Genomic DNA, 22,792 nt, shown 5'->3' on the forward strand with positions numbered 1-22,792 from the left:
ATGCCACCCTCCGTGACTCCCTCGTAACGCGTTCACGCGAGTCGTTATCTGACCAGCGCCGATGCCGTCTCTGCACTGGTCGACCCACGACCGTGGAGAGATTACTATTTTTTTTAGGATTGAGCAACGAGAGAGAAGCGCTCGGCGCCGGTTCGATGTCAGTCTCGTGGTGACGTGGCATAGCCAGAGGGACACGGGGGTGCTGACATGGTTTCGTGGCTGGGACACATCCGTCGCATATCGCTCACTCCCGACGTGAACCAGGCCTTGTTACGCAAGCGTGGCTTCCCCGAGCGCGACCCGCAGGCGAAGGCGTGCCTGGAGATGGCAGGCCGCTCCTTCATCGAAGGGTTCGGCGTCGCGGCCCAGAGCTCGACCGCTGTTGAGGCCACTGCCACGCTGGCAAGGATCGACGGCATCCGGCGAGGCTTCGCGTTCGAGGGTGCGGCCATGGCCATGGCCATACGCGACGCGTTGCCGCTGGGCCACCGCCACCACGTCGCCGACCTCCTCGAAGCCGCCGACGATCACATCTACATGATCCACGTCGGCGTCGGCTGGTCACTCGCCCGGCTGCCCCGGCCCCTGCGGCGGGCGGCGACGGTGGGTCTGACCGACCCCACCCTCACGTGGCTGGCCCTGGACGGCTACGGCTTCCACCAAGCCTTCTTCCACACGGACAAGTACGTAAGACGGCAGTACATCGACCCCGCCCCGCCCCTGCCCATGGGCGCCCACGCCGGGTACGCCCCTCGTGCGATCGACCAGGGAATCGGCCGGGCCCTGTGGTTCGTTGCGGGTGCCGATCCGAACCGGGCGCTGCGGCTGATCGAGGCGTTCCCGCCGCAGCGGCACGAGGATCTGTTCGCCGGACTCGGGCTGGCCACGACCTACGCGGGCGGTGCCTCTCGCGACGAGATCGAGGAACTCGCCAAGCGTGTCGGCAGACATCGGCCCGCCCTTGCGCAAGGGTCCGTATTCGCCGCCGAAGCACGTACACATGCACACATCACACAGCCGCACACCGAGAACGCGGTCCAGGCGATTACCGGGCTTCACGTCACCGAGGCGGCCGCCATCGCCACGCAGACTCGTCCGTCGGGACACACGGTCGACGGGCAGCTGTCGTTCGAAGTGTGGCGCCGGCGCATCATGCAGCGCTGGGCCACCGAAGCACGTTTCAGCCTCGACCCGCCACTTCACTCATCGGCGCAATCAAGGGCGGCCGTCGGGGATGGCGGCAACGTCTCAGCGGCCGCTGAGACCGATTCCCTCTCGAAACCTCGACAACCCGGCATCGACAGGGCGAAGGGCGGATCATGAGAGAACGCATCCGAAGGCTTTCGCCTGCGCTCTGCGCGGTCCTGCTCGCCGCGTCCTTATTCGGTGTCACACGAGCAGCGGTCGCAACCCCGGATCCGTCGAAGGTCGCTCCCGGCTACAAGTTCACGCCCATGTCGATCCCGATGCCGGCCGGTTACGAGAAGCTTCCGAAGAAGACGGTCCGCGACGTCAACCCCGCCTACCAAAAGATCCGTTCGTGGATCTCGTCCGTGGGCGCCAGCATCGCCATCAACGACCTGACCGGGCACGGGCGGGCCAGTGGCATGTGTCTCGTGGACACCCGCACGGACTCGGTGGTCGTCACCCACACGCCGACCGCTCCAGCAGCCGACCGATTCGCTCCCTTCATCCTCGATGCCGCCCCTCTCCACGTGGACTCGGCGATGGCGCCGATGGGCTGTGCGCCCGGCGACTTCAACAGCGACGGGCGGATGGACCTGCTCGTCTATTACTGGGGGCGCACACCCATTCTGTTCATGGCTGACAAGTCTGCGTCCGGTCGCGCACCGTCGTACCGCCCGACCGAAGTGGTCCCGTCAACCGAAGACGCAGACCGTTACACAGGCGAGCCGTGGAACACCAACGCCGTATCGGTCGCCGACTACGACGGGGACGGCCACCCCGATCTGATGGTCGGAAACTACTTCCCGAACTCTGCCGTTCTCGACCCGCACGGCCAGGACGACGTCGTCATGAACGACTCCATGTCGAACGCGAAGAACGGCGGCGGAATACGGGTACTGCGCTGGCTGCGCAACGACGGCGGGAAGCCGGTGTATGTCGAGGACAAGAAGGCCGTCCCGTACGACGACTCGACCGGATGGACCCTCGCCCTGGGCGGTGGCGACCTCACCGACGATCTCCTGCCCGAGGTCTATGCCGCGAACGACTTCGGACACGATCACCTGTTCTACAACGAGTCGACGCCCGGCGACATCCGGTTCAGCACCGCGACCGGTGATCGCGGCTGGACCACACCCAAGTCATTCGTCCTGGGCAAGGACTCCTTCAAGGGGATGGGTGTGGACTTCGTCGACCTCTACAGCCGCGGCAAGTTCGACATGATCGCCAGTAACATCACGACGGCATGGGGCCTCGAGGAGAGCAACTACGTGTGGCGCAACGACGCCGACACCGCGAAGGACATGGCTTCCGACCTCGGCTCAGGGCATGCCCCCTTCTCCCAACAAGCACAAGAGGTCGGCCTGGCCTGGACCGGATGGACCTGGGACATCAAGGGCGCGGATCTGAAGAACTCCGGCAAGCTCAACGTCCTGCAGACCGCCGGGTTCGTCCAAGGTGACGGGCACAACCGCTGGCCTTGGCTGCAGGAACTGGCGACCAGCAACGACGTCCTTCTGCGAGAGCCCCGTATGTGGCCCAAGGTGGGACCCGGCGACGACATCGCGGGCCACCAGCCGATGGCGGTGTACGCACCGGCCGACTCCGGGAAGTACGTCGACATCGCCGATCACGTCGGAATCGACTCCAAGACCCCGACCCGCGGGATCGCCATCGGCGACACCCGGGGAACCGGAACGCTGGACTTCGCCGTCGCACGGCAATGGGGCCCGCCGGCCTTCTACAAGAACGATTCGCCGGACATGGGCCGCTACCTCGAACTCCATCTGTACAGGCCCGCCGACAAGGCCAAAAAGCAGGACGGCGGCGGCCCGTCAGCATCCAGGACACCCGCCTACAACGCGCAAGTCACCGTGCGAACGGCCGACGGCCGCACGATGCAGAGCCAGCTCGACGGCGGCAGCGGGCACAGCGGCAAGCGGGGCTTCGACGTCCACTTCGGCCTCGGCAGCGAGGACCGGCCGGTGAGCGCCAGCATCGCCTGGCTCGACAACCAGGGCGAGCGCCACCGCCAGACCATCCAGCTCGACCCGGGCACGCACTCCTTCATGCTCACCGACACGGCCGAGGAGGTCAGCGTCCCATGACCACCCATCTGCCCAAGCCTGTCGGGCCGTCACCCACATCGTCGCCTTCCAAACCGCCCCTCGCTGACTCGAAACCGCCGGCTGCCCAGGCCGCCGGGAAGGATCCGCGCTATCTCGCACTGCGGAACTTCGCCATCTCCATCACGGTCTTCAACATCCTCGGCTACACCGTGCTGGGGTTCGAGCAGCCGCCCTTGTGGCCGATCCTGGCGGTGGCCAGCGCGTACGTCATCGACCTGGCCTTCGAGGCACTCAGCGCATGGGCACAGCGTCGATCGATCCGCTTCCTCGGTCGAGGCTTCCGCGGCGTCTACGAGTTCTTGCTTCCCGCGCACATCACGGCGCTCGCGGTGAACATGCTGCTGTATGCGAACAACCAGTTCTGGCCGGTCCTCTTCGGCATCTCCGTTGCCGTCACCGGCAAGTACGTGTTCCAGGCCCCGATCGGCGGCCGCATGCGCCACTACATGAACCCGTCGAACCTCGGCATCAGCGTCGCGCTGCTGTGCTTCGGCTCCTGGGTCAGCGTCGCGCCGCCCTATCAGTTCGGTGAGAACATCAACTCGCTGTTCCGGATCGCGATCCCGGTCATCCTCGCCACCGCCGGCACGGTTCTGAACGCGAAGCTCACCGGCAAAATACCGTTGATCGTGGGTTGGCTCGGCGGATTCGTGATTCAGGCGGTCCTGCGTCATGAGCTGTTCGACGTGGCGCTGATGGCCGCACTCGGCACCATGACCGGCACGGCCTTCCTCCTGTTCACCAACTACATGATCACCGATCCCGGCACCACACCGTTCAAGCCGCGGGCCCAATTCATGTTCGGCGCTTCGTCGGCCATGGTCTACGGACTGCTGATGCTGTTGAACGTGGTCTACACGCTGTTCTTCGCACTCACGATCGTATGCGCAATCCGTGGAATCTCCGCGTGGATCGGCGTACTCATCGCGAAGCGCAGGTCCGTGACCGCGTCATCCGCAGCCCCGAGCGGTCAGCCAGGGGCGCAGGAGGCCTAGAACCATGACACGGATAGCGATCGTCGGAATGGCCTGCAGGTTCCCCGACGCCGAAAACCCGAGGCAGCTCTGGGAGAACGTGCTTGCGGGGCGCCGTGCGTTCCGACGCCTGCCGGACGTGCGGCTGAGCTCAGCGGACTACTATGCGGCCGAGCCGACCGCGCCGGACCGGCACTACGCCACTCATGCCGCGGTCATCGAAGGCTGGGAATTCGACCGGACGAAGCACCGCGTCGCGGCGAGCGTGTACCGGTCCACCGACATCGCGCACTGGCTGGCCCTGGACACCGCCGCGGCAGCTCTTGAGGACGCCGGCTTCCCCGAAGGCAAGGGGCTCGACCGTGCCCGCACCGGGGTCGTCCTCGGCAACACCCTGACCGGAGACATGACTCGCGCCACCGGTATGAGGCTCCGCTGGCCCTATGTGCGACGTACCTTGGCGAAGGCGCTGGAGGACAAGGGCTGGACGGTCGACGAGATCGCCGAGTTCCTCGACGCGTACGAGATCCAGTACAAGGCCCCGTACCCCGGCATCAACGAAGACAGCCTGGCCGGCGGTCTGGCGAATACGATCGCAGGGCGGATCTGCAACCACTTCGACTTCGGCGGCGGCGGCTTCATCGTGGACGGAGCCTGCTCGTCGTCTCTGCTGGCCGTGGCAAACGCCGGCAACGCCCTCTCCGGAGGGCAGATCGACACCGCCGTCGTCGGTGGGGTCGACACGTCCATCGATCCCTTCGAACTCGTCGGCTTCGCGAAGACCGGAGCACTCGCGACCTCGGAGATGAAGGTCTACGACCGAAAGTCGAACGGCTTCTGGCCAGGCGAGGGCTGCGGCATCCTGGTGCTCGTCCGTGAGGAGGACGCGATCACCCGCGGCATGCCGATCTACGCGACCGTCGCAGGCTGGGGAGTGTCCTCCGACGGCCACGGCGGTATCTCCCGGCCCGAGGCGGACGGCCATGTGCTCGCCATAGAACGCGCGTACGCCATGGCCGGATTCGGGGTCGAGACAGTCGACTACTTCGAGGGGCACGGCACCGGTACGGCACTGGGCGACCAGACCGAGCTCGAAGTGTTCGACCGCGTGACCGCGGACAGGCCGACCGGCGGGGGGCCCGTCTACCTCGGCACGATCAAGGGCAACATCGGGCATACGAAGGCCGCCGCCGGCATCGCCGGTCTGATGAAGGCCGCCCTCGCACTTCACCACGGCACGATCCCACCGGTGGCCGGCAACAGCGAGGCGCACCCGATACTCGACAGCCCCGACACGCGTCTGCGGCTTCCCCGTACGCCGCAGCCGTGGCCGGCACCGCAGCCATCGGGCCCGTCGAGCAACGGCACAGGTGACCCGCCGCGCCGCGCGGGCGCGTCGTCGCTGGGATTCGGAGGGATCAACGCCCACGTCGTCCTGGAGTCAACCAAGCCGACAGCACCGCTTCCCGCCGCTCTCCACAGGCATCTGATGCGCACGCCCCAAGACGCCGAACTGTTGGTGCTGTCGGCATCCGGCTTCGACGACCTCGAGGTCAAGCTCCGTCACACCGCGGAGGTTGCGGCTCCCTGTTCCTACGCCGAGCTCGGTGACCTGTCTGCCGAAGTCACGCGCACCGACTCCGAACTCGCCTACAAGGCAGCGGTGGTGGCGTCCGAGCCCGCGACGGCAGCATCAAGTCTGCGCGCGCTCGCTGATGCCATCGCGGCAGGCGAGACGTATGTGTTCGCACCAAGTCGTGGTCAGTTCTTGGCCCACCCCGCAACAGCCCCCCGCATCGGGTTGCTGTTCCCGGGCCAGGGCGCCCCGGGACGTGGTGACGGCGGCGGCCCGGCGCGCAGGTTCGAAGCCGTCCGGGACCTCTACCGGCAAGTGGGCACGCGGCCCCCTGGTGCCGCGACCGAGGACGCGCAACCGCGCATCGTCACCGCTTCCCTCGCCGGGTTGCGGGTCCTCGACCGGGCCGGGGTATCGGCCTTCGGCTGTGTCGGACACAGCCTCGGCGAACTCACCGGCCTGTACTGGGCGGGGGTCTGCGACGAGACGTCCGCCGTCGAGATCGCGGCCTTCCGCGGCGAAGCGATGCACAACGCGACCTCAGGACCTGCGGGAACCGAGTCCGCGGACGCGTCGTACGAGACGGGCTCGATGGCGTCCATCCGCGCCTCCGCGGCGCAGGTCCAGCCATTGCTCACCGAGACCCAGGCCACGATCGTCGGCTACAACGGACCGAAACAGACCGTCATCGCGGGCCCCGTGGACGCCGTCGACGCGGTGGTCCAGGCGGCGAGGGAGGCCGGGCTGCGCGGCGCCAAGCTCGCTGTCTCCCATGCCTTCCATTCGCCGCTGGTCGCCCCGGCTGCCCAGAAGTTGCGCGGGTACCTCGACGAAGCCCACATCGGCGAGGTCAAACGAGCCGGACTGTTCTCGACGGTCACCGCAGAGCCGGTGGAGCCCGGATCGAGCGTCGTCGATCTCCTGGAACGGCAAGTCGTGGCACCCGTGCGGTACGCCGATGCGTTCGAGCAGCTCGCCGAAAAGTGCGACCTGCTCATCGAGGTGGGGCCGGGCACGATCCTGTCCGGCCTTGCGACCGAGCTGTGCCCGGCTGTTCCAGTGGTCTCGATGGATACCGACGACGGGTCGGTCGCCGGTATCCTCCAGACGCTCGCAGCCTGCTACGTACTGGGCTCCGGTCCTGATCTGGTAGCCCTCGCGGCCGAGCGGTTCAACCGGCCCTTCTCGTTGGACAAGCGCTTCACCTTCATCGAGAGCCCTTGCGAACAGGCGCCGGACATCTCGCACATCCCCGAGGCGGAGGCCCGGACGCCCAAGGCCGGCCACACCGACGTCCCTGCTGACATGCAGAGTCCACTGGACACACTGCGACACCTGATAGCCGCGCGCGTCGAGCTTCCGGTCGACGAGATCCAACCTGAGACTCGCCCACTCGACGATCTGCATCTGAACAGCATCACGATCACCCAACTGATGGGCGAGGTCCTCAAGACGTTCGGCGCGCCGATACCCGAACCGAGCACCAGCGTGGCGACCGCCACCATCGCGGAGCTGGCGGATGCGATCGAGGGGCTCGCTCACACAGCCGGTAGCGGAGCGGACAGCACAGTCGGCGATGACCTGGCAGGCATCAGTCCTTGGGTTCGTCCCTTCGTGGTCGAACACGTCCCGTCCCCGCTGCCGCCCGGCTCGGACGAGGAACAGCCGGGGACCTGGGAGGTGTTCGCTCCCCCCGGTGAACCGCTCGCGGAGACAGTTCGGCAGCGGCTTGAGGCCGCTCCTGTCGGCGATGGGGTCTTGCTCGTCAGCGGCGCGTCCGAGGGTGAGGACCCCGCCGACATGTATGCCCGCATGCTGGACGCGGCAAGGCTGGCTGTTGAGCGCGGTGCCCGATTCGTCGTGGTCAACCGTGCCGACCACAGCGCCTCCGCGCTGGCCAAGACGGTCCATCTGGAGGAAACGGCGGTGCGCACGACGGTCGTGGACCTCACCGACCGCCTCGCGCCCGCTCAGGCAGCGCAGCTGATCTGCTCCGAGGTTGCCACCACCCGTTCCTTCCGTGAGGTCTCCTACGACGACGGCCGACGGACCGAACCCGTTCTCCGCGAGCTGACCACCGGTCACGATGGCTATCCGATCGGTGCCGGCGACGTTCTCGTCGTCACCGGAGGCGCGCGCGGCATCACCGTCGAGTGCGCCGCCGCCCTGGCCAACGAGACGGGCTGCACCCTGGCGTTGATGGGGCGGGCCGACGCCGCAGCCGACGAGGAGGTCGCAGCGAACCTCTCTCGTCTGCGTGACTCGGGCACCAAGGTGAGTTACTACTCCGCCGACGTCACCGACGCGGAGCAGGTAGCCGCCGCCACGGAGGCGATCCGAAAGGAACTGGGGGACATCACCGGCATCCTCCACGGAGCCGGTGTCAACGTGCCCGCCTCGATCGGTTCGTTGACCATCGACGAACTCGAAAGGACCGTCGCCACCAAGGTCGACGGATTCCGCAATGTCCTGGACAAGGTAAGGCCCTCCGACCTGCGGCTCGTGATCGGGTTCGGCAGCATCATCGGACGCGCGGGGCTGCGGGGCGAAGGTCACTACGCCACCGCGAACGACTGGCTGCGATCGTCGATCGCCACACTCGACGAACAGCTACCTCAATGCCGCTGTCTGAACATCGAGTGGTCGGTGTGGTCCGGCACCGGGATGGGCGAGCGACTCGGCGTGCTCGGTGTGCTGACCCGGGAAGGGATCGAGCCGATCCCCACGGACGCCGGTGTCGCCGCCATGCTGGATCTGCTTCGCACGCGGTCATCCCCATCGAACGTGGTGGTGCTCGGAAGGGCCATCGCCCTCCCGACCGTCACGTTCGCGCAGGCCGAACTGCCGTTGCTGCGCTTCCTCGAACGTCCGGTGCTGCACTTTCCTGGAATCGAGTTGATCGTCGAGGCCGATCTCTCCACGACGGCCGACCCGTATCTCGACGACCATCGACTGTCCGGGCATGCGCTGTTCCCGGCGGTCATGGGCATGGAAGCGATGGCTCAGGTCGCGACGGCGCTGTTCGGTGACGACGGCCCCGTCGAGTTCCGCGACATCGAGTTCAACCGTCCCATCGGGATCTCCGCGGACGAGACGACGATCCGGCTCGTCGCGCTGCGGACAGGTGACGAAGTTCAGGTCGCGATCCGGTCGGCTGAAACGCTCTTTCAGGTCGATCACTTCCGTGGGGTGTGCCTGCGCCGGGGCGATTCCGCACTCGATCTCACCGGACATCAGGACCAGGTGTCGGAGTCGACCGCCGAGATGGAGCGCTGGGAACCGCTGCTCACGGCTGCCGACAGGGCCGCGGACATCGCTCCGACAACGATGGACATCGAAGTCGATTTCTATGACCGGATCATGTTTCACGGCCCCCGGTTCCGCTCCGTGACCGACTTCCGCCTGATATCGGCGCGGCGATGTGTCGCACAGATCCGTTGCTCCGACAGCCGGTGGTTCTCCCCCTTCCTGCCGGGCGCGCTGCTCCTTGCGGACCCGGCCGCGCGAGACGCGTTCATGCATGCGCTGCAGGTGTGTGTCCCCGACTCCACCCTGCTGCCGTCGAAGGTCGGCCGAGTGCGGTCGTTCCCCCACCGGCAGCAGGCCGAGGAGGTCACCCTGGTGGCGGCCGAACGCGCCCACGTCGGGAGTACCTATGTCTACGACGTCGTGGTCCGCGACGAAAGCGGTGCACTGGTCGCGATCTGGGAGTCACTCGAACTGACCGCCGTCCCGTCACCTCACGCGGGCCGCGCGTGGACACCCGAACTCCTCGGTCCGTACCTGCAGCGTCAGCTCGACAAGGTGCTCCCTGAGCCGCTGCGTCTCGCGGTCATCCGCGATCGCCCCTCAGCCGCCGCAGGATCGCCCCGCGGAAGCGGGACGATCGCCGGTCCCCGCGGCGCCCGGCGCATACCGAGTCGCCGAGAGGCCACGGAGCGCGCTCTGGCCGCCGCGTTCGGACACCCAGTGGTGTTGCGGCACCGCCCCGACGGCCGACCCGAGACAGCCGAACCGATGAGCGCGACCCACGGCCCCGGTCTCACCGCCGCCGTCGCTTCCTCCCGTCCCGTCGGCTGCGACATCGAAGCGGTCCGGGAGCGCACCATGGAGCAGTGGCGCGACCTCCTCGGGCTGTCCGGCGTCGCGCTCGCGGAGATGTGCAGCGCTGCGGGAAGCGAGTCGTTCGCCACCGCCGCCACCAGGGTCTGGAGCGCCCGCGAGGCTGTCATGAAGCTCGGTGTGACCGTGACGCAGCCCAAGTTGATCCTGGATGAGCGAGCCCTCGACAACGGCTGGCTCGTGCTGCGTCATGGCCGCGACCTGGTGTGGACGTTCGCTGCCACGCTGGCGGCGCCCACCCCGGACGAGGTGATCGTGATCGCCGTGACCGAGAAGGGCTGAACCGTGCCGAGCTTCGACACCCCACACCTCGTCGGCTTCGAGGAAACCAACCTCGTGGGCAACGTCTACTTCGTGAACTACTTTCGTTGGCAGGGCCGCTGCCGGGAGGTGTTCCTCAAGGAGAAGGCCCCAGAGGTCCTGGACGAGATCACACACGGTCTCAAGCTGTTCACCATCAAGTGCGAATGCGAGTACTTCGCCGAATTGACGGCCTTCGACCAGCTGTCCATCCGCATGACGCTCGTTGACCTCACCCAGACCCAGATCGAGTTCGAGTTCGCGTACGTCAAGATCGACGAGACGGACGCAACCGAGCACCTGATCGCGAAAGGCCGCCAACGTGTCGCATGCATGCGCGGCGACGGCGACCAAGCCGAACCGACCCTCGTCCCCGAGAGCCTGCGACAGGCTCTCGAGCCCTACAACGCCGCGAGAGCCGGGTCCGTACGGTCCATGGTGAATCTTCGAAACGGAGTGACACCTGAGGGCAGACGTGACCGTGTCGGCCGAGTCCGCTGACGGCCGGGTGGCGGCGTAGAACGGAACACTCCGCGTGTCGGCCGCGGTGTCATGGGCCGTGTCAGGGCTGTGTCAGGCGGGTGACAGGGGCGGTGGGGATCGTAGAGACATCAAGCACCGGCCAGGTGGCCTTCACCGCCGGTTCGATTCCCTCAAGGAGCACACCGATCATGTCCCTCACCCTCGCCGCCCTCACCGCCCAGGACAAGGACACCCTGCGTACCGCCGCCTATGGCGCCGTCTCCTTGATGGCCGCGGCCGATGCCGCCGGATCGCCCCACAAGGCTGCCACCCGCGGCGCCATCGCCCTCGCCTCCGCCACTGGCCAGGTCGGACACGTCCTCGCCGCCAAGACCCGGATCGAGAACCTGGGCGGCACCACCACGGCCGCGCTCGCCGAGCACGTCCTGCCCGCCCTCACCGCGGCGATGGACCTGCTCAACCGGCAGTCCCCGGCAGAAGCCGCCGACTTCCGCAGCACCGTCACCATTGCCGTCGAGGCAGCTGCCCGCGCACACCAGGGTGAGCCCGGGCCCGCACTGGCCGCCATGGCCCGCAAGATCACCGCTGCCCTCGACGCCGCCTGACACAGGTTTCACCTCTCGGGGAGGCCCGTGGGCCTTGCGCTGTGTGCCGTTACAGGTGGAGGAGCATGAGGATTTCGTCGCGGTCGTCTCCGGGGGCCAGGCGCAGGGCTCCGGGCCAGCGGCCGATCTCCTTCCAGCCGAGTCGGGCGTAGAAGGACTCCAGGTCCGCTCCTGCGCGCACGGCCAGGTGGAGTTGCTCCAGGCCCATCTCAGTGCGGGCGACGTGGTGGGCGTGTTCCATCAGGGCGGCGCCGATGCCCCGGCCGCGCACGCTGGGGTGGGTCTGCACGTGGTGCACGGTTCCCCAATGGGCGGTGAGCGGGGCAGGATCGCGGCGCAGGTGCAGCCAGCCGACCAGCTCGCCGCCGTCCCAGGCGGTCAGCAGACGGGACGTGTGCGGAGCGAGGCCCTCGATGATGGCGTCGAGGGCGGGCGCGGCGTGCTGGATGTCGATGGGCGGTAAGGGGAAACCCGCGGCGCCGCCGTCGTTGGTGACGTCGACCCAGCACTCGAGCAGGGCTCGGCACAGGTGCGAATCGGTGTCACGGGCCGAGGCGGCCTGGTGCAAGTGGAAGGAAGCGAAGGAGTCGGTGGTCATGCCGCGGAGTCTGGCAGGAGCCACCGACATCGCCCGCCGGGGTTCGAGGTGACGCCCCCGCCGCCGGACGGCCCGTGCTGTCGGCCATGCGCCCTGGCCGCCGACCGGGCGGGAGCCATCACCCGGATGTTATGACGACGTGTTAGTAGGCACGTGGTGCCCGGGTCAGTAGCTTCGATGAGTGACGGGCGGTGCGGGCGCCCGTCCGCGCGATCCCCCCACAACCGCTTCGAGACGAGGTCCCTCGTGAGCCGTAGACAACTCCCCCGTCTGCTGACCGCATCCGTCGTCCTGGCCCTCGGCGCCGGGACCTTGGCCGCCTCCGGCCCCACCGCGGCCGCCGCCCCCTCCGCCCACGGCACCCTACAGAGCCGCGCCGCCGCCCCCTACTGCTACGACGAACCGTCGCAGCCGAACGCCGACGTGAGCGACCTCAAGGCGTCCTTCAACTCCTCGAACTGGATGCGTACCCTCCAGACCATGTACAAGCGGCGCTGGCCCAGCGGTGAGGCGCTGGCGATCGCCCAGGCCAAGGACAAGTACTGGGACCAGTTCGTGAACAAGCGGAGCTTCGAGGGGTTCGCCGAGTCGATGATGGTGGCGATCCACGAGGAGACCCACATGTGGGACCTCGACCCGTCCCGGACCAGGTGGGACGTCCACATCGCGGCCTGGATCAACGCCGGTCAGCAGGGTCTGACCGTACCCGTGCACGGCGGCTTCCCCCGCAAGGAGATCCTGCCCCTGATCAAGGACGGCCTCAGCTCCTCGATGGACGACATCTACCTGCGGGACAGGACGCAGGGCGAGTACCGCCTCCAGGGCGTGCTCGCGGAGCAGAACGCCGGTCTCACCGGACTGCCCGCGGTGACGGTGGTCCAGGAGTACATCAAGGGCGTCGGCGCCGGCAACGCCCGGGACATCGCCGCCACCAACCTGCGCTACCTGCTGCTCTATCTGCGCGTCGCCAAGGACAAGCACCCCGACTACTGGGCCAGGATCAAGGCCGAGCCCAAGCTGCGCGACCTGGTCCTGACCCAGTTCCTGCGCACGGCGTACTGGCTGGAGAAGTCCGCGCCGTACACCGGAAAGCTCGGCAGCCGCGACGCCGACAAGATCACCGCGACGAACTACGCCCCGGAGAACATCGCCGTCCTGGAGGAGTTCACCGGCCGTAAGGTGCGTGTCGACGCGCAGAAGAACTGCACCGCCTGAGCCCGGGCGCGCGGGTTGCTCAACGCGGCCGAGCACCACTGGAGCGCATCCCTGAGATCGCCTTCAAGTACGACGGCTCGTACGGCGACTCGTACGACGGCTCGGTCGAGCGCACCGCGCGCTTCCGGGAGCGCCCTCGTGGTCCTTGGGCCGGTCGCGCCCTGCCACCCACGCCCGGCGCCGCGGCGCCGCCCGTCGTCGTGGGTCAGCCCGCTCCGCCGACGGCCACCACGACGACCGCCGTCGCGGCCAGGGCGGCGTACACCGCGGCGGCCACGCGCAGGCCGAAGCGCAGCAGGCCGCGCTCGGTGACTCCGGCCGACTTCGCGCGGTCACCGGCCACCGCCAGGATCAGCATGATCATGGGGAGTGAGGTGAAGACGGTGTGGCCCGCCGCGCTGTTCTGCAGGGCGGCGAACCAGGTGTCGAGGCCCGCGCCGTCCGGGGCGAGGCGCTCCTGGAGCGGCATCATCAGCGCGTTGCCACCGACGTTCGAGCCGGTCAGGAAGCCGCTGAGCATGCCGAGCGCGGGTGCCGCCAGGGCGATGACCAGCGGCGGCGCTCCGGCGACCGCGGTGCCGAGCTCCCCGATCATGCCGCTGTCCGCCATCAGCCGCCCCAGGGCGACGAAGCCGGTCAGCGCGAGCAGCGGTCTGCCGACGCGGGTCAGTGCGGTGCGTGCGTCCTGGCGGTGCGGGCGGCCCCGGTCCAGGATCAGGGCCGCGGCGAGCAGGGGCAGGCCCGGCGAGCTGAGCAGCGCGAAGCTCACGTCGCCCGCGTGCAGGGCGAGGGCGGGCGCGCCCGCGGCCCTGGCCAGGCGCGTCAGGGCGATGCCGCCGAGGACGAGTCCGTACGCGGACAGGACCGCGCGCGGCGGCAGCAGTCGGCCCGAGGCGTTGTCGCCGGTCCGCTTCCGGCGGGCGGCGCACAGCGCGAGTCCGGCGGCGGTGGTGAGCAGTCCGGCCAGGACGCCCGCGGGCTGGACCGTGCCGACGTAGTTGAGGGCGAGGAGCCCGAGCGCGAGCACGCCGCCCGCGCCCGCGGCCACCACGGCGGTGCGGACCGGCCGTCGAGGTCGGGCGAGCAGCGCGGCCCACGCGGTCACCAGGGGGAAGACCAGGGCGCTCGTGACCGCTGTGCGGGTGCCCAGTTCGGCGGTGGCGGTGCCGGTGAGGGCCGCGCCGATGACGGTGGCGAGGCCGAGGGTGCCCCACGGCATGATGTTCATGCCGAGCATGGCCTGCCGCAGCGCGGTCGCGGGCGGCGCGAGGGCGAGCAGCACCGGCACGGTGACGAGCAGCGAGACGCCGAAGCCGGTGAGGGCCTCCACCGTGGGGGCGATGCCCGCCACCACGAGGGCGATCGTCGCGGGCACCGGCAGCGGGAGGCCGCGCACCCACTCCTGCAGCGACTGGTGCACCGCGCGGCGGGTGAGCACCTGGCTCAGATAGACGCCCGGGAGCATCACCGCGGCGGCGTTGAGCACCAGCAGCCCGGCCCCGCCCGCCGTTCCGGCCGCCGCGTCGCCCGGCAGCGCGAAGTCGGGCAGCCACCAGATCAGCAGCGCCGCCAGTACGGCCCCGACGACCGCCGCCCAGTGCGCCGCCCGGCGCAGCCCCGTAATCATCCCCAGGACCACGACCAGCGGGGATACCGCCATCGCCCACACCATGTTCGTTCAGCCGCCTTTCGCCTTTTCCCAGTCCGGCAGGGCCAGCCTGGCGGGACGGTCCGACGACGGTCTTGAACGAAAGTCTCGTCCGGCCCGTCGGACAGTTCGGCAACGTGGCGCCCCGGCCCAGAGGTTCGAGGCGCTGACGGCGCGTGCGGAGGAACGGGAGCGGGCTCGACGGGAACGTGAGGCGGAGCATCGCGTCCGGCACAGCTAGACGCACGGCGAGCGAAACTATGATCGCCTCCATGGATTGGCTGGAGCGTGCAGCAAGGTTGAGGCAGTGGAGCCGGGACGGGGTGCGGGCGCCGCACAAGCCCTTGCTGCTGCTGTACGCTCTGGGCCGCTTTCAGGCGGATGCCGCGGACGAGTTGGCGTACAGCGCGGTGGAGGCGGATCTGAAGCGACTGCTGGTCGAGTACGGTCCGTCGCGTGTGACCACGCCCGCCTATCCCTTCCACCACTTGGTCAGCGACGGAGTGTGGGAAGTGTGCACCGCGCACGGCGTCGGCAGCCCGGGCACCGCGGTGAGGGAGCTCCGAGCCAGCCGGGCAACTGGGCGACTGGCCCCGGAACTTCAGGAGGCGCTCCGACGCGAACCCTCCCTGCTGGCCCGGATGGCGAGGGTGCTGCTGGATCTGCACTTCCCGGCGTCGCTGCACCAGGACCTGTGCAATGCGGTCGGCCTGGAGATGGAGCTGTCGGAGACCGACACTCTGACGCCGGCGCCCGGAAGGCGTCAGCGGGACCGGCGGATGCGGGAGATGGTGCTGACCGCGTACGAATACCAGTGCGCTTTCTGTGGCTACGACGGCATGATCGGTGCGGCGCCCGTCGGGCTTGAGGCCGCGCACGTGCGCTGGTGGGCGTTCGACGGTCCGGACGACGTCGACAACGGACTGTGTCTGTGCTCGCTGCACCACAAGCTCTTCGACAAGGGAGTCCTCGGCCTGGGCGACGGCCGCCGCATTCTGGTGTCGCAGCAGTTCATCGGCCGCAGCGAGGCTGCCCGCGAGCATGTCACAGCGCTCGCGGGACGTCCTCTCACGGGCCCTCAACCCGGCGCCCGTCCGGTAGCGGCGGCCCACCGCTCCTGGCACACCAGCCAGGTCTTCCGGGGCGGCCCGCGTCCCTCTGTCGGCTGAGCCGGTCACCCACGTGACGAGGGCCCTCGGGCGCCGTCAGGGTCGGATCGCGCCCGGTGTCACGCCGAAGTAGCGCTTGCAGACGCGGGTCAGGTGGGCCTGGTCGGCGAAGCCGGTGGCGGCGGCGACCTCGGCGGGGCGCCGGCCGGTCAGGAGCAGGCGGCGGGCGCGGTTGGCGCGCAGGCGCAGGAGGTAGGCGTGCGGCGGCAGTCCGTACGCCTGGCGGAAGGCGGCGATCAGGGAGGCGCGCGGCATGCCCGATGCGGCGCTGAGTTCGGCGACGGTGACGGGCTCGGTCCAGCGGTCGTGGAGCAGTTGCCGGGCCAGGTCCGGGCCCCGGCGAGAGTCGCGCCGAGGCCCGGTGGTGAGCGCCCGGCCCGTGCTCGCGTGGCGGCGCAGCACCGAGGTCAGCGCCCCGAGCAGCAGGGACTCGGCGGTGAGGGGGTCGCTCGCGCGTTCTTGTGCGCGGTGCACGCGGCTCAGCGCGGCGAAGAGGTCGGGGTCGGGCACCGCCGTCCGCGCGAACCAGACGTCCCGAACGCCCAGGTGTTCCGCGGCGAGTTCGTCGACCATGGCGGTGTCGAAGTAGAACATCCGGTACCGCCAGCCGGACTCCTCGGCGGCGAAACCGGTGTGCACCTGCCCGGGGTTGAGGATCACCAGCTGCCCGGCGGGGACCACCACCTTGCCCCCTGCCAGGTGCAGCCCCTCCGCGCCTTCCTCGATGACGCCGACGGAGAGCTGTTCGTGGCTGTGCCGGTCGAAGGCGAAGCGCTCGAAGCGCGCGGACAGCAGCTCCACCTGCGCGCTGCCGGGCGCGGCCCAGAGCCGTGCGTGTTCGCCTTCCTCAGCCATCGGCGCATGCTCGCAGACGGGGGCGCACCCGCCTAGGGCCTTGATCACAGTCGGTCCGGCGGCCGCCGGACCGCTGCTGAAGCCGCCGTGCCGTCGGGCGGGAATGGATCAGGACCTCCGGTTCGTTGCAGAACACCAGTACAGATACCCCCACCCGTATTTTTGAATACCCCAGGGGGTATTGTGAGTGTCATCGTGCCAGGAGGAAACATGAAGGTCGTCATCGTCGGTGGCGTCGCGGGCGGCATGTCGGCCGCGACGCGGCTGCGACGGCTGGTGGAGGACGCGGAGATCGTGGTGCTGGAGCGCGGCGCCCACGTCAGCTACGCCAACTGCGGACTGCCCTACTACCTGGGCGGTGTCATCAAGGAGCGCGACGCACTCCTGCTGCAGACGCCCGAGGCCCTGCGCGCCCGGTTCGGCCTGGACGTGCGGGTGCGCAGCGAGGCCGTGGCGATCGACCTCGCGCGCCGCACCGTACGCGTACGCGACCTGGTCGGCGGCGAGTACGAGGAGGCGTACGACCGGCTCGTGCTCAGCCCCGGCGCCCGGCCCTTCGTGCCCGAGCTGCCCGGCATCGAGCGGGCACGCACCCTGCGGGACGTGACCGACGTGGACCGCGTCGCGGCTGATCTCGACGCCGGTGCCCGTACGGCCGTGGTGATCGGGGCGGGCTTCATCGGTGTGGAGGCCGCCGAGAACCTGCGCGAGCGCGGGCTCGCGGTGACGCTCGTCGAACTGGCCGACCAGGTGCTGCCGCCGCTCGACGCGGAGATGGCCGCGCCGCTCACCGCCGAGCTGCGCGCCCACGGCGTACGGGTCGAACTCGCCACCCGGCCGGCCGCCGTGGGACCGGACCGGGTCACGCTGGCCGACGGCCGCACCCTGGCCGCCGATCTGGTGGTGCTCGCGATCGGCGTACGCCCGGAGACGGCACTGGCCGGTGGCGCGGGTCTTGCGGTCGGGCCGCGCGGCGGCATCGCCGTCGACGCGTACCAGCGCACCAGCGACCCGTACGTGTACGCGGTCGGCGACGCGGCGGAGAAGCGCGACGCGCTGACCGGTGAGCCCGCCCTCGTCCCGCTGGCCAACCTGGCCAACCGGCACGGGCGGCTGGTCGCCGACGTGATCGCCGGGCGGCCGGTGAGGGCCCGGGAGGCGGCCGGCACGGCGGTGGTCAAGGTCTTCGGCCGCACCGCCGCCGCCACCGGCTGGAGCGAGAAGCGGCTGCGCGCCGCCGGCCGTCCCCACCAGGCCGTGCATCTGCACCCCGGCTCCCGCGCCGGCTACTACCCGGGCGCGTCCCCGATCGCCCTCAAGGTCCTGTACGACCCCGAAGACCTGCGGATCCTGGGTGCCCAGGCGGTCGGCACCGAGGGGGTGGAGAAGCGCATCGACGTGATCGCCACCGCCATGGCCGGTGGTCTGACCGCCCCCGACCTGGCCGATCTCGAACTCGCCTACGCCCCGCCCTACGGCTCGGCCAAGGACCCGGTGAACATGGCCGGGATGATCGCCGAGAACCTGGCCACCGGGACCGGCCGGGCGGTGCAGTGGCACGAACTGGACGCCGCGCTCGCCGACGGCGCCGCCCTGATCGACGTCCGCACCGCGGCCGAGCACGCCCGGGGCGCGATCCCCGGCGCGCTCAACCTCCCGGTCGACGAGCTGCGCGACCGGCTGGACGAGCTCCCCGCCGGACAGCCGCTGATCGTCCACTGCCAGGTCGGGCTGCGCGGCCACACCGCGGCCCGCCTCCTGACCCAGCTCACCGGCCGCCCCACCGCCAACCTCGACGGCGGCTACGCCACGTGGGCCGCCGCGCGGACCACCCGTGCGGACGCGGCCGATCCGGCTCCCGCCGCTCCCCTGGCCGCCTGAGCCGCGCTCCCCCGCCCCCGACGAGCCCCGGAATCCGACAGCCCCGGAACGAAGAAGGAACCCCCGTGAACACCCCTCTCACCCCACCCGAGCTGGAGTCCCGCATCGCCGACGGCGTCCTCGTCGTGGACGTCCGCTCCCCGTCCGAGTACGCCCAAGGCCACGTCCCCGGTGCCGTCAACCTGCCCCTCGACTCCGTGCGCGACCTGCTGCCGGATCTGCGCGAGACGGCGCGGCGCCGTGGACTCGCCGTCGTCTGCGCCTCGGGAGCCCGTTCCCGCACCGCCTGCGCACAGTTGGAGCGGGCCGGGATCGAGGCGGCCGAGCTGGCGGGCGGCACCGCCGCCTGGCAGGCCGCAGGCCTGCCCCTCGCCCTCTCCGACGAGGCCGACCGACGCCAGGTCTGGGCGATGGACCGGCAGGTACGCTTCGCCGCCGGCGCCCTCGTCCTGACGGGCCTCGCCCTGGGCCCGCGCTTCCCACGCGCCCGGCTGCTGTCCGCCGGGATCGCCGCCGGGCTCGTCTACTCCGGCGTCAGCGGCACCTGCGGCATGGCCGCGGTCCTGGCCAAGCTGCCGCACAACCGGCCGCGCCCGGGGACCCTCGACACGGCACGCGCGGCCCTGCACCACTGATCCCCCGGCGGGCGGCGCCGCGACCACCGCCCGCAGACCCCTACGACAGAACGGAAGCGGCCCCCATGACCGCCCAGAACGAAGAGACGATGACGGCCGTCCTGAACCGGCTGCGCCGCGCCCAGGGCCAGCTCTCCGGCGTCATCGCGATGATCGAGGCAGGCCGCGACTGCAAGGACGTGGTCACCCAGCTCGCCGCGGTCTCCCGCGCCCTCGACCGGGCCGGCTTCAAGATCATCGCGAGCGGGATGCGCGAGTGTCTCGCCGCCACCGACGGCGAGCGCCCGCCGCTGTCCGAGGAGGAACTGGAGAAGCTGTTCCTGAGCCTGGCCTGAGCCGAGGTGGCACGACGGCTGTCGGCCGCCTCCGGGTCTGTCGTGCCTCGTTCCGCGGCTCCCCCGCGCGCCTTCGGGACCCCGTAACCAATGATCTTGTCTGGCGTTGGTCCGCCCGGGAGTCCGTGGCACCTGGTCACGGGCGTCGCGATGCACATGAGGGCGGCTCACCATGCTCGACATCACCAGGAAGATCGCAGCGGGGGTCGGCGCGCTCGCGGCCGCGCTCGGCTGCGTCGTCGCCACCGGGCCCTCGGCGGTCGCCGACGGCAAGTGGTGCAACCACTCGGTCTGCATCGAGACCTACGACTCCGGGACCTATCTGGGCCGCGTCGAGGTGTCGGTGACCAACACCAACCAGCCCAACCGCATCAGCGCGCGCGTGTGGACCACCAACGGCTGGAGCGCGAACACGAAGGTGGAGGACGTCGCCAAGTTCCGCACCTACCGGGACCAGGCCTACCCCCAGCGGCACTTCCCCGCGGGCACGCGGCTGTGCGCGGAGGGCTTCCGCGGCGGCGCCAGCGTCGGCCTTCCGTGTGTGACCATCACGAACTGAGCGGCCCTCTCGGAGAGACCGCGCCGGACCCGAGAAGACACCTGCTCAGACAGGCCCCCGACCGGACCTGCTCGTCCACGCGAGCAGGTCCTCGGCGTTCCAGGTGGTGACGACACGTTCGGCCGGGACCCCGCACTCCTCGGCGCGGGCACAGCCGATGGACTGCCAGTCGAGCTGGCCCGGCGCGTGGGCGTCGGTGTCGATGGCGAACAGGACCCCGGCGTCGACCGCGCGGCGCAGCAGTCGCCTGGGCGGGTCCTTGCGCTCGGGCCTGCTGTTGATCTCCACGGCGGTGCCGGACTCGGCGCAGGCGGCGAAGACCGCGTCGGCGTCGAAGGTGGATTCGGGGCGGCCGCGCCCGGTGACGAGGCGGCCGGTGCAGTGGCCGAGGACGTCCGCGTGCGGATTGCGTACGGCCCTCACCATGCGGCGGGTCATCGCCGCCGCGTCCATGCGCAGCTTGGAGTGGACGGAGACGACCACGACGTCGAGCCGGGCGAGGAGTTCTGGCTCCTGGTCGAGGCCGCCGTCCTCCAGGATGTCGCATTCGATGCCGGTGAGCAGGCGGAACGGGGCCCACTTCTCGTTGAGCCCGGCCACCACCCGCAGTTGTTCGCGCAGCCGGTCGGGCGACAGGCCGCGCGCGATGGTCAGACGCGGTGAGTGGTCGGTGAGGACGGCCCACTCGTGGCCGAGCGCGGCGGCGGCCCGGCCCATCTCCTCGATGGGGCTGCCGCCGTCGGACCAGTCGGAGTGCAGGTGGCAGTCGCCGCGCAGCAGGGACCGCAGCTCGGCGCCGCCGGAGACCAGGGGCGCGTCCCCCTCCTGCTCCAGGCGGGCGAGGTAGCCGGGCACTTCGCCGGCGAGTGCCTCGCGCACTACCGCGCCCGTCTTGGGGCCGATGCCCTTGAGGGCTTCCAGGGTGCCCGTGCGGACGCGCTCGGCCAGCTCCCGCTCCGACAGGGCGGCGACGGTGGCCGCGGCGGTGCGGAAGGCGCGTACCCGGTAGGTGGGTGCCTGGCCGCGTTCGAGCAGGAAGGCGATGCGGTTCAGCGCTTCGACGGGCTCCATCGGTGCCACCTGCCGGTCTCCTGGACGCTCATGCCCCGTGCCACACGGTGGTGGTGTTGCAGAATTCCTTGATGCCGTGGGCAGACAGCTCGCGCCCGAACCCGGAGCGCTTGACGCCGCCGAAGGGGAAGGCCGGGTGCGAGGCGGTCATGCCGTTGAAGTAGACGCCGCCCGCCTGGAGATCGCGTACGAAGCGCTCCTGTTCGGCCGGGTCGGTGGTCCAGGCGTTGGAGCTGAGGCCGAACGAGGTGTCATTGGCCACGGCGATGGCCTCCTCCAGGTCCGCCACGCGGTAGACCGTGGCCACCGGGCCGAAGGTCTCCTCGCGGTGGACGCGCATCTCGGGGGTGATGCCGGTGAGGACGGTCGGCTCGTAGTAGAAGCCCCGTTCCAACTCCTTGGGCCGCCCGCCGCCGCAGACGGCGGTGGCGCCGCGGCGTACGGCGTCGTCGACGAGTTCCTCCAGGTCGGCGCGGCCCTGCTCGCTGGAGAGGGGGCCCACGTCGGTGTCCTCGTCCGCCGGGTCGCCGACGGTCAGATCCCGCATGCCCGCGGCGAACCGCTCCAGGAAGGCGTCGTACACGTCGGCGTGCACGATGAACCGCTTGGCGGCGATGCAGGACTGGCCCGCGTTCTGTGTCCGCGCGGTGACGGCGGTGCGGGCGGCGGCGTCCACGTCGGCCGACGGCATCACGACGAAGGGGTCGCTGCCGCCCAGTTCGAGGACCGTCTTCTTGATCTCGTCACCGGCGATCGCGGCGACCGAGCGGCCCGCGCCCTCGCTGCCGGTGAGCGTGACGGCCGCGACCCGGTCGTCGCGCAGGATGCCCTCGATGGCGCCGGAGCCGACGAGCAGCGTCTGGAAGCAGCCCTCGTCGAAGCCCGCGCGGAGGAAGAGGTCCTCCAGGTACAGGGCGGTCTGCGGCACGTTCGACGCGTGCTTGAGCAGCCCCACGTTGCCCGCCATCAGGGCGGGCGCGGCGAACCGCACCACCTGCCAGAGCGGGAAGTTCCACGGCATCACGGCGAGGACCACGCCCAGGGGGCGGTAGCGGACGTAGGCCCGGGAGGCGCCGGAGTCGCGCACGTCGCCGTCGTCGGGGTGCTCGTCGGCGAGCAGGGCCTCGGCGTGCTCGGCGTACCAGCGCATGGTCCTGGCGCACTTGGCGGCCTCCGCGCGGGCCGCCTTCACGGGCTTGCCCATCTCGGAGGTGATGGTGAGCGCGATGTCCGGCGTGTCCTCGTCGAGGAGCTCGGCCGCGCGGCGCAGCAGGTCGGCGCGGTCGGCGAAGCCGGTGGTGCGGTAGCGGTCGAAGGCCGCGGCGGCGCGCCTGAGCCGCTCCTCGATCTCCTCGCTGCCGAGCGGCTCGAAGGTCAGCTCGGTCCAGCCGGTCGCCGGGTTCACCGTCGCGATGGGCATGTCTGTGGCCTCCTTGTACGCCTTCCTCGACC

At 70.1% G+C, this 22,792-nt stretch carries 17 protein-coding genes; 12 read left to right on the forward strand and 5 right to left on the reverse strand.

Annotated features, from left to right (window positions below):
• Positions 1-207 precede the first annotated feature (207 nt).
• The 6 genes from CP982_RS03145 (at position 208) to CP982_RS03170 (ending at position 11,374) form a co-directional block, all read left to right on the forward strand.
• Positions 208-1,323, forward strand: coding sequence for a DUF1702 family protein (locus tag CP982_RS03145; RefSeq protein WP_150509048.1), 1,116 nt, complete (start codon positions 208-210; stop codon positions 1,321-1,323).
• Positions 1,320-3,293: a CRTAC1 family protein gene (locus CP982_RS03150; protein ID WP_150509049.1), complete on the forward strand. Its 1,974-nt coding sequence runs from the start codon at positions 1,320-1,322 to the stop codon at positions 3,291-3,293. The genes CP982_RS03145 and CP982_RS03150 overlap by 4 nt, the downstream gene beginning before the upstream one ends.
• On the forward strand, positions 3,290-4,309 hold the full coding sequence (locus CP982_RS03155) for an RnfABCDGE type electron transport complex subunit D (protein ID WP_150509050.1): 1,020 nt from the start codon (positions 3,290-3,292) through the stop codon (positions 4,307-4,309). The genes CP982_RS03150 and CP982_RS03155 overlap by 4 nt, the downstream gene beginning before the upstream one ends.
• A 4-nt stretch (positions 4,310-4,313) precedes the next feature.
• A complete protein-coding gene (locus tag CP982_RS03160; RefSeq protein ID WP_150509051.1) occupies positions 4,314-10,268 on the forward strand; it encodes a type I polyketide synthase in 5,955 nt (1,984 codons plus the stop codon).
• 3 nt (positions 10,269-10,271) lie between these two features.
• Positions 10,272-10,787, forward strand: coding sequence for an acyl-CoA thioesterase (locus CP982_RS03165; protein WP_150509052.1), 516 nt, complete (start codon positions 10,272-10,274; stop codon positions 10,785-10,787).
• A 170-nt stretch (positions 10,788-10,957) separates the two neighbouring features.
• A complete protein-coding gene (locus tag CP982_RS03170) occupies positions 10,958-11,374 on the forward strand; it encodes a hypothetical protein (RefSeq protein WP_150509053.1) in 417 nt (138 codons plus the stop codon).
• A gap of 49 nt (positions 11,375-11,423) precedes the next feature.
• Here CP982_RS03170 and CP982_RS03175 read toward each other — a convergent pair whose 3' ends face one another.
• The gene (locus CP982_RS03175) at positions 11,424-11,972 is read right to left on the reverse strand and encodes a GNAT family N-acetyltransferase (protein ID WP_150509054.1); all 549 of its coding nucleotides are present in this window, start codon (positions 11,970-11,972) and stop codon (positions 11,424-11,426) included.
• Positions 11,973-12,218: 246 nt separating this feature from the next.
• On the opposite strand from CP982_RS03175, the gene CP982_RS03180 reads away from it, so the two are divergent.
• Positions 12,219-13,187, forward strand: coding sequence for a hypothetical protein (locus CP982_RS03180; RefSeq protein WP_212669174.1), 969 nt, complete (start codon positions 12,219-12,221; stop codon positions 13,185-13,187).
• 205 nt (positions 13,188-13,392) lie between these two features.
• Here CP982_RS03180 and CP982_RS03185 read toward each other — a convergent pair whose 3' ends face one another.
• Complete coding sequence (locus tag CP982_RS03185) at positions 13,393-14,847, reverse strand: L-lactate permease (RefSeq protein WP_170316342.1); 1,455 nt, start codon at positions 14,845-14,847, stop codon at positions 13,393-13,395.
• A 260-nt stretch (positions 14,848-15,107) separates the two neighbouring features.
• Between CP982_RS03185 and CP982_RS03190 the strand changes: the two genes are divergently transcribed.
• Positions 15,108-16,004 (forward strand): phosphorothioated DNA-binding restriction endonuclease, encoded by an 897-nt coding sequence (locus CP982_RS03190; protein WP_150509056.1) that lies wholly within the window; start codon positions 15,108-15,110, stop codon positions 16,002-16,004.
• Between the two features lie 36 nt (positions 16,005-16,040).
• On the opposite strand, the gene CP982_RS03195 is transcribed toward CP982_RS03190, so the two are convergent.
• On the reverse strand, positions 16,041-16,859 hold the full coding sequence (locus tag CP982_RS03195) for an AraC family transcriptional regulator (protein WP_150509057.1): 819 nt from the start codon (positions 16,857-16,859) through the stop codon (positions 16,041-16,043).
• A gap of 210 nt (positions 16,860-17,069) precedes the next feature.
• Between CP982_RS03195 and CP982_RS03200 the strand changes: the two genes are divergently transcribed.
• The 4 genes from CP982_RS03200 (at position 17,070) to CP982_RS03215 (ending at position 20,269) form a co-directional block, all read left to right on the forward strand.
• Positions 17,070-18,740 (forward strand): FAD-dependent oxidoreductase, encoded by a 1,671-nt coding sequence (locus tag CP982_RS03200; RefSeq protein WP_150509058.1) that lies wholly within the window; start codon positions 17,070-17,072, stop codon positions 18,738-18,740.
• A 65-nt stretch (positions 18,741-18,805) separates the two neighbouring features.
• On the forward strand, positions 18,806-19,375 hold the full coding sequence (locus tag CP982_RS03205) for a rhodanese-like domain-containing protein (protein WP_150509059.1): 570 nt from the start codon (positions 18,806-18,808) through the stop codon (positions 19,373-19,375).
• A gap of 65 nt (positions 19,376-19,440) precedes the next feature.
• A complete protein-coding gene (locus CP982_RS03210; protein ID WP_150509060.1) occupies positions 19,441-19,710 on the forward strand; it encodes a metal-sensitive transcriptional regulator in 270 nt (89 codons plus the stop codon).
• 172 nt (positions 19,711-19,882) lie between these two features.
• Positions 19,883-20,269: a hypothetical protein gene (locus CP982_RS03215; protein WP_150509061.1), complete on the forward strand. Its 387-nt coding sequence runs from the start codon at positions 19,883-19,885 to the stop codon at positions 20,267-20,269.
• 45 nt (positions 20,270-20,314) lie between these two features.
• Here CP982_RS03215 and CP982_RS03220 read toward each other — a convergent pair whose 3' ends face one another.
• Both CP982_RS03220 and CP982_RS03225 read right to left on the reverse strand, forming a co-directional pair.
• Positions 20,315-21,340: a PHP domain-containing protein gene (locus CP982_RS03220; protein WP_150509062.1), complete on the reverse strand. Its 1,026-nt coding sequence runs from the start codon at positions 21,338-21,340 to the stop codon at positions 20,315-20,317.
• Positions 21,341-21,368: 28 nt separating this feature from the next.
• A complete protein-coding gene (locus tag CP982_RS03225; RefSeq protein WP_150509063.1) occupies positions 21,369-22,760 on the reverse strand; it encodes an NADP-dependent succinic semialdehyde dehydrogenase in 1,392 nt (463 codons plus the stop codon).
• Positions 22,761-22,792 lie beyond the last annotated feature (32 nt).

This window comes from Streptomyces spectabilis (assembly GCF_008704795.1).
In the GTDB taxonomy this organism is placed as follows: domain Bacteria; phylum Actinomycetota; class Actinomycetes; order Streptomycetales; family Streptomycetaceae; genus Streptomyces; species Streptomyces spectabilis.

Excerpts from the sequence above, each read along its gene's own strand:
- CP982_RS03145 (WP_150509048.1), top strand. The coding sequence starts at position 208 with ATGGTTTCGTGGCTGGGACACATCCGTCGCATATCGCTCACTCCCGAC.
- CP982_RS03150 (WP_150509049.1), top strand. The coding sequence starts at position 1,320 with ATGAGAGAACGCATCCGAAGGCTTTCGCCTGCGCTCTGCGCGGTCCTG.
- CP982_RS03155 (WP_150509050.1), top strand. The coding sequence starts at position 3,290 with ATGACCACCCATCTGCCCAAGCCTGTCGGGCCGTCACCCACATCGTCG.
- CP982_RS03160 (WP_150509051.1), top strand. The coding sequence starts at position 4,314 with ATGACACGGATAGCGATCGTCGGAATGGCCTGCAGGTTCCCCGACGCC.
- CP982_RS03170 (WP_150509053.1), top strand. The coding sequence starts at position 10,958 with ATGTCCCTCACCCTCGCCGCCCTCACCGCCCAGGACAAGGACACCCTG.
- CP982_RS03175 (WP_150509054.1), bottom strand. The coding sequence starts at position 11,972 with ATGACCACCGACTCCTTCGCTTCCTTCCACTTGCACCAGGCCGCCTCG.
- CP982_RS03185 (WP_170316342.1), bottom strand. The coding sequence starts at position 14,847 with ATGGCGGTATCCCCGCTGGTCGTGGTCCTGGGGATGATTACGGGGCTG.
- CP982_RS03190 (WP_150509056.1), top strand. The coding sequence starts at position 15,108 with ATGGATTGGCTGGAGCGTGCAGCAAGGTTGAGGCAGTGGAGCCGGGAC.
- CP982_RS03195 (WP_150509057.1), bottom strand. The coding sequence starts at position 16,859 with ATGGCTGAGGAAGGCGAACACGCACGGCTCTGGGCCGCGCCCGGCAGC.
- CP982_RS03200 (WP_150509058.1), top strand. The coding sequence starts at position 17,070 with ATGAAGGTCGTCATCGTCGGTGGCGTCGCGGGCGGCATGTCGGCCGCG.
- CP982_RS03210 (WP_150509060.1), top strand. The coding sequence starts at position 19,441 with ATGACCGCCCAGAACGAAGAGACGATGACGGCCGTCCTGAACCGGCTG.
- CP982_RS03215 (WP_150509061.1), top strand. The coding sequence starts at position 19,883 with ATGCTCGACATCACCAGGAAGATCGCAGCGGGGGTCGGCGCGCTCGCG.
- CP982_RS03220 (WP_150509062.1), bottom strand. The coding sequence starts at position 21,340 with ATGGAGCCCGTCGAAGCGCTGAACCGCATCGCCTTCCTGCTCGAACGC.
- CP982_RS03225 (WP_150509063.1), bottom strand. The coding sequence starts at position 22,760 with ATGCCCATCGCGACGGTGAACCCGGCGACCGGCTGGACCGAGCTGACC.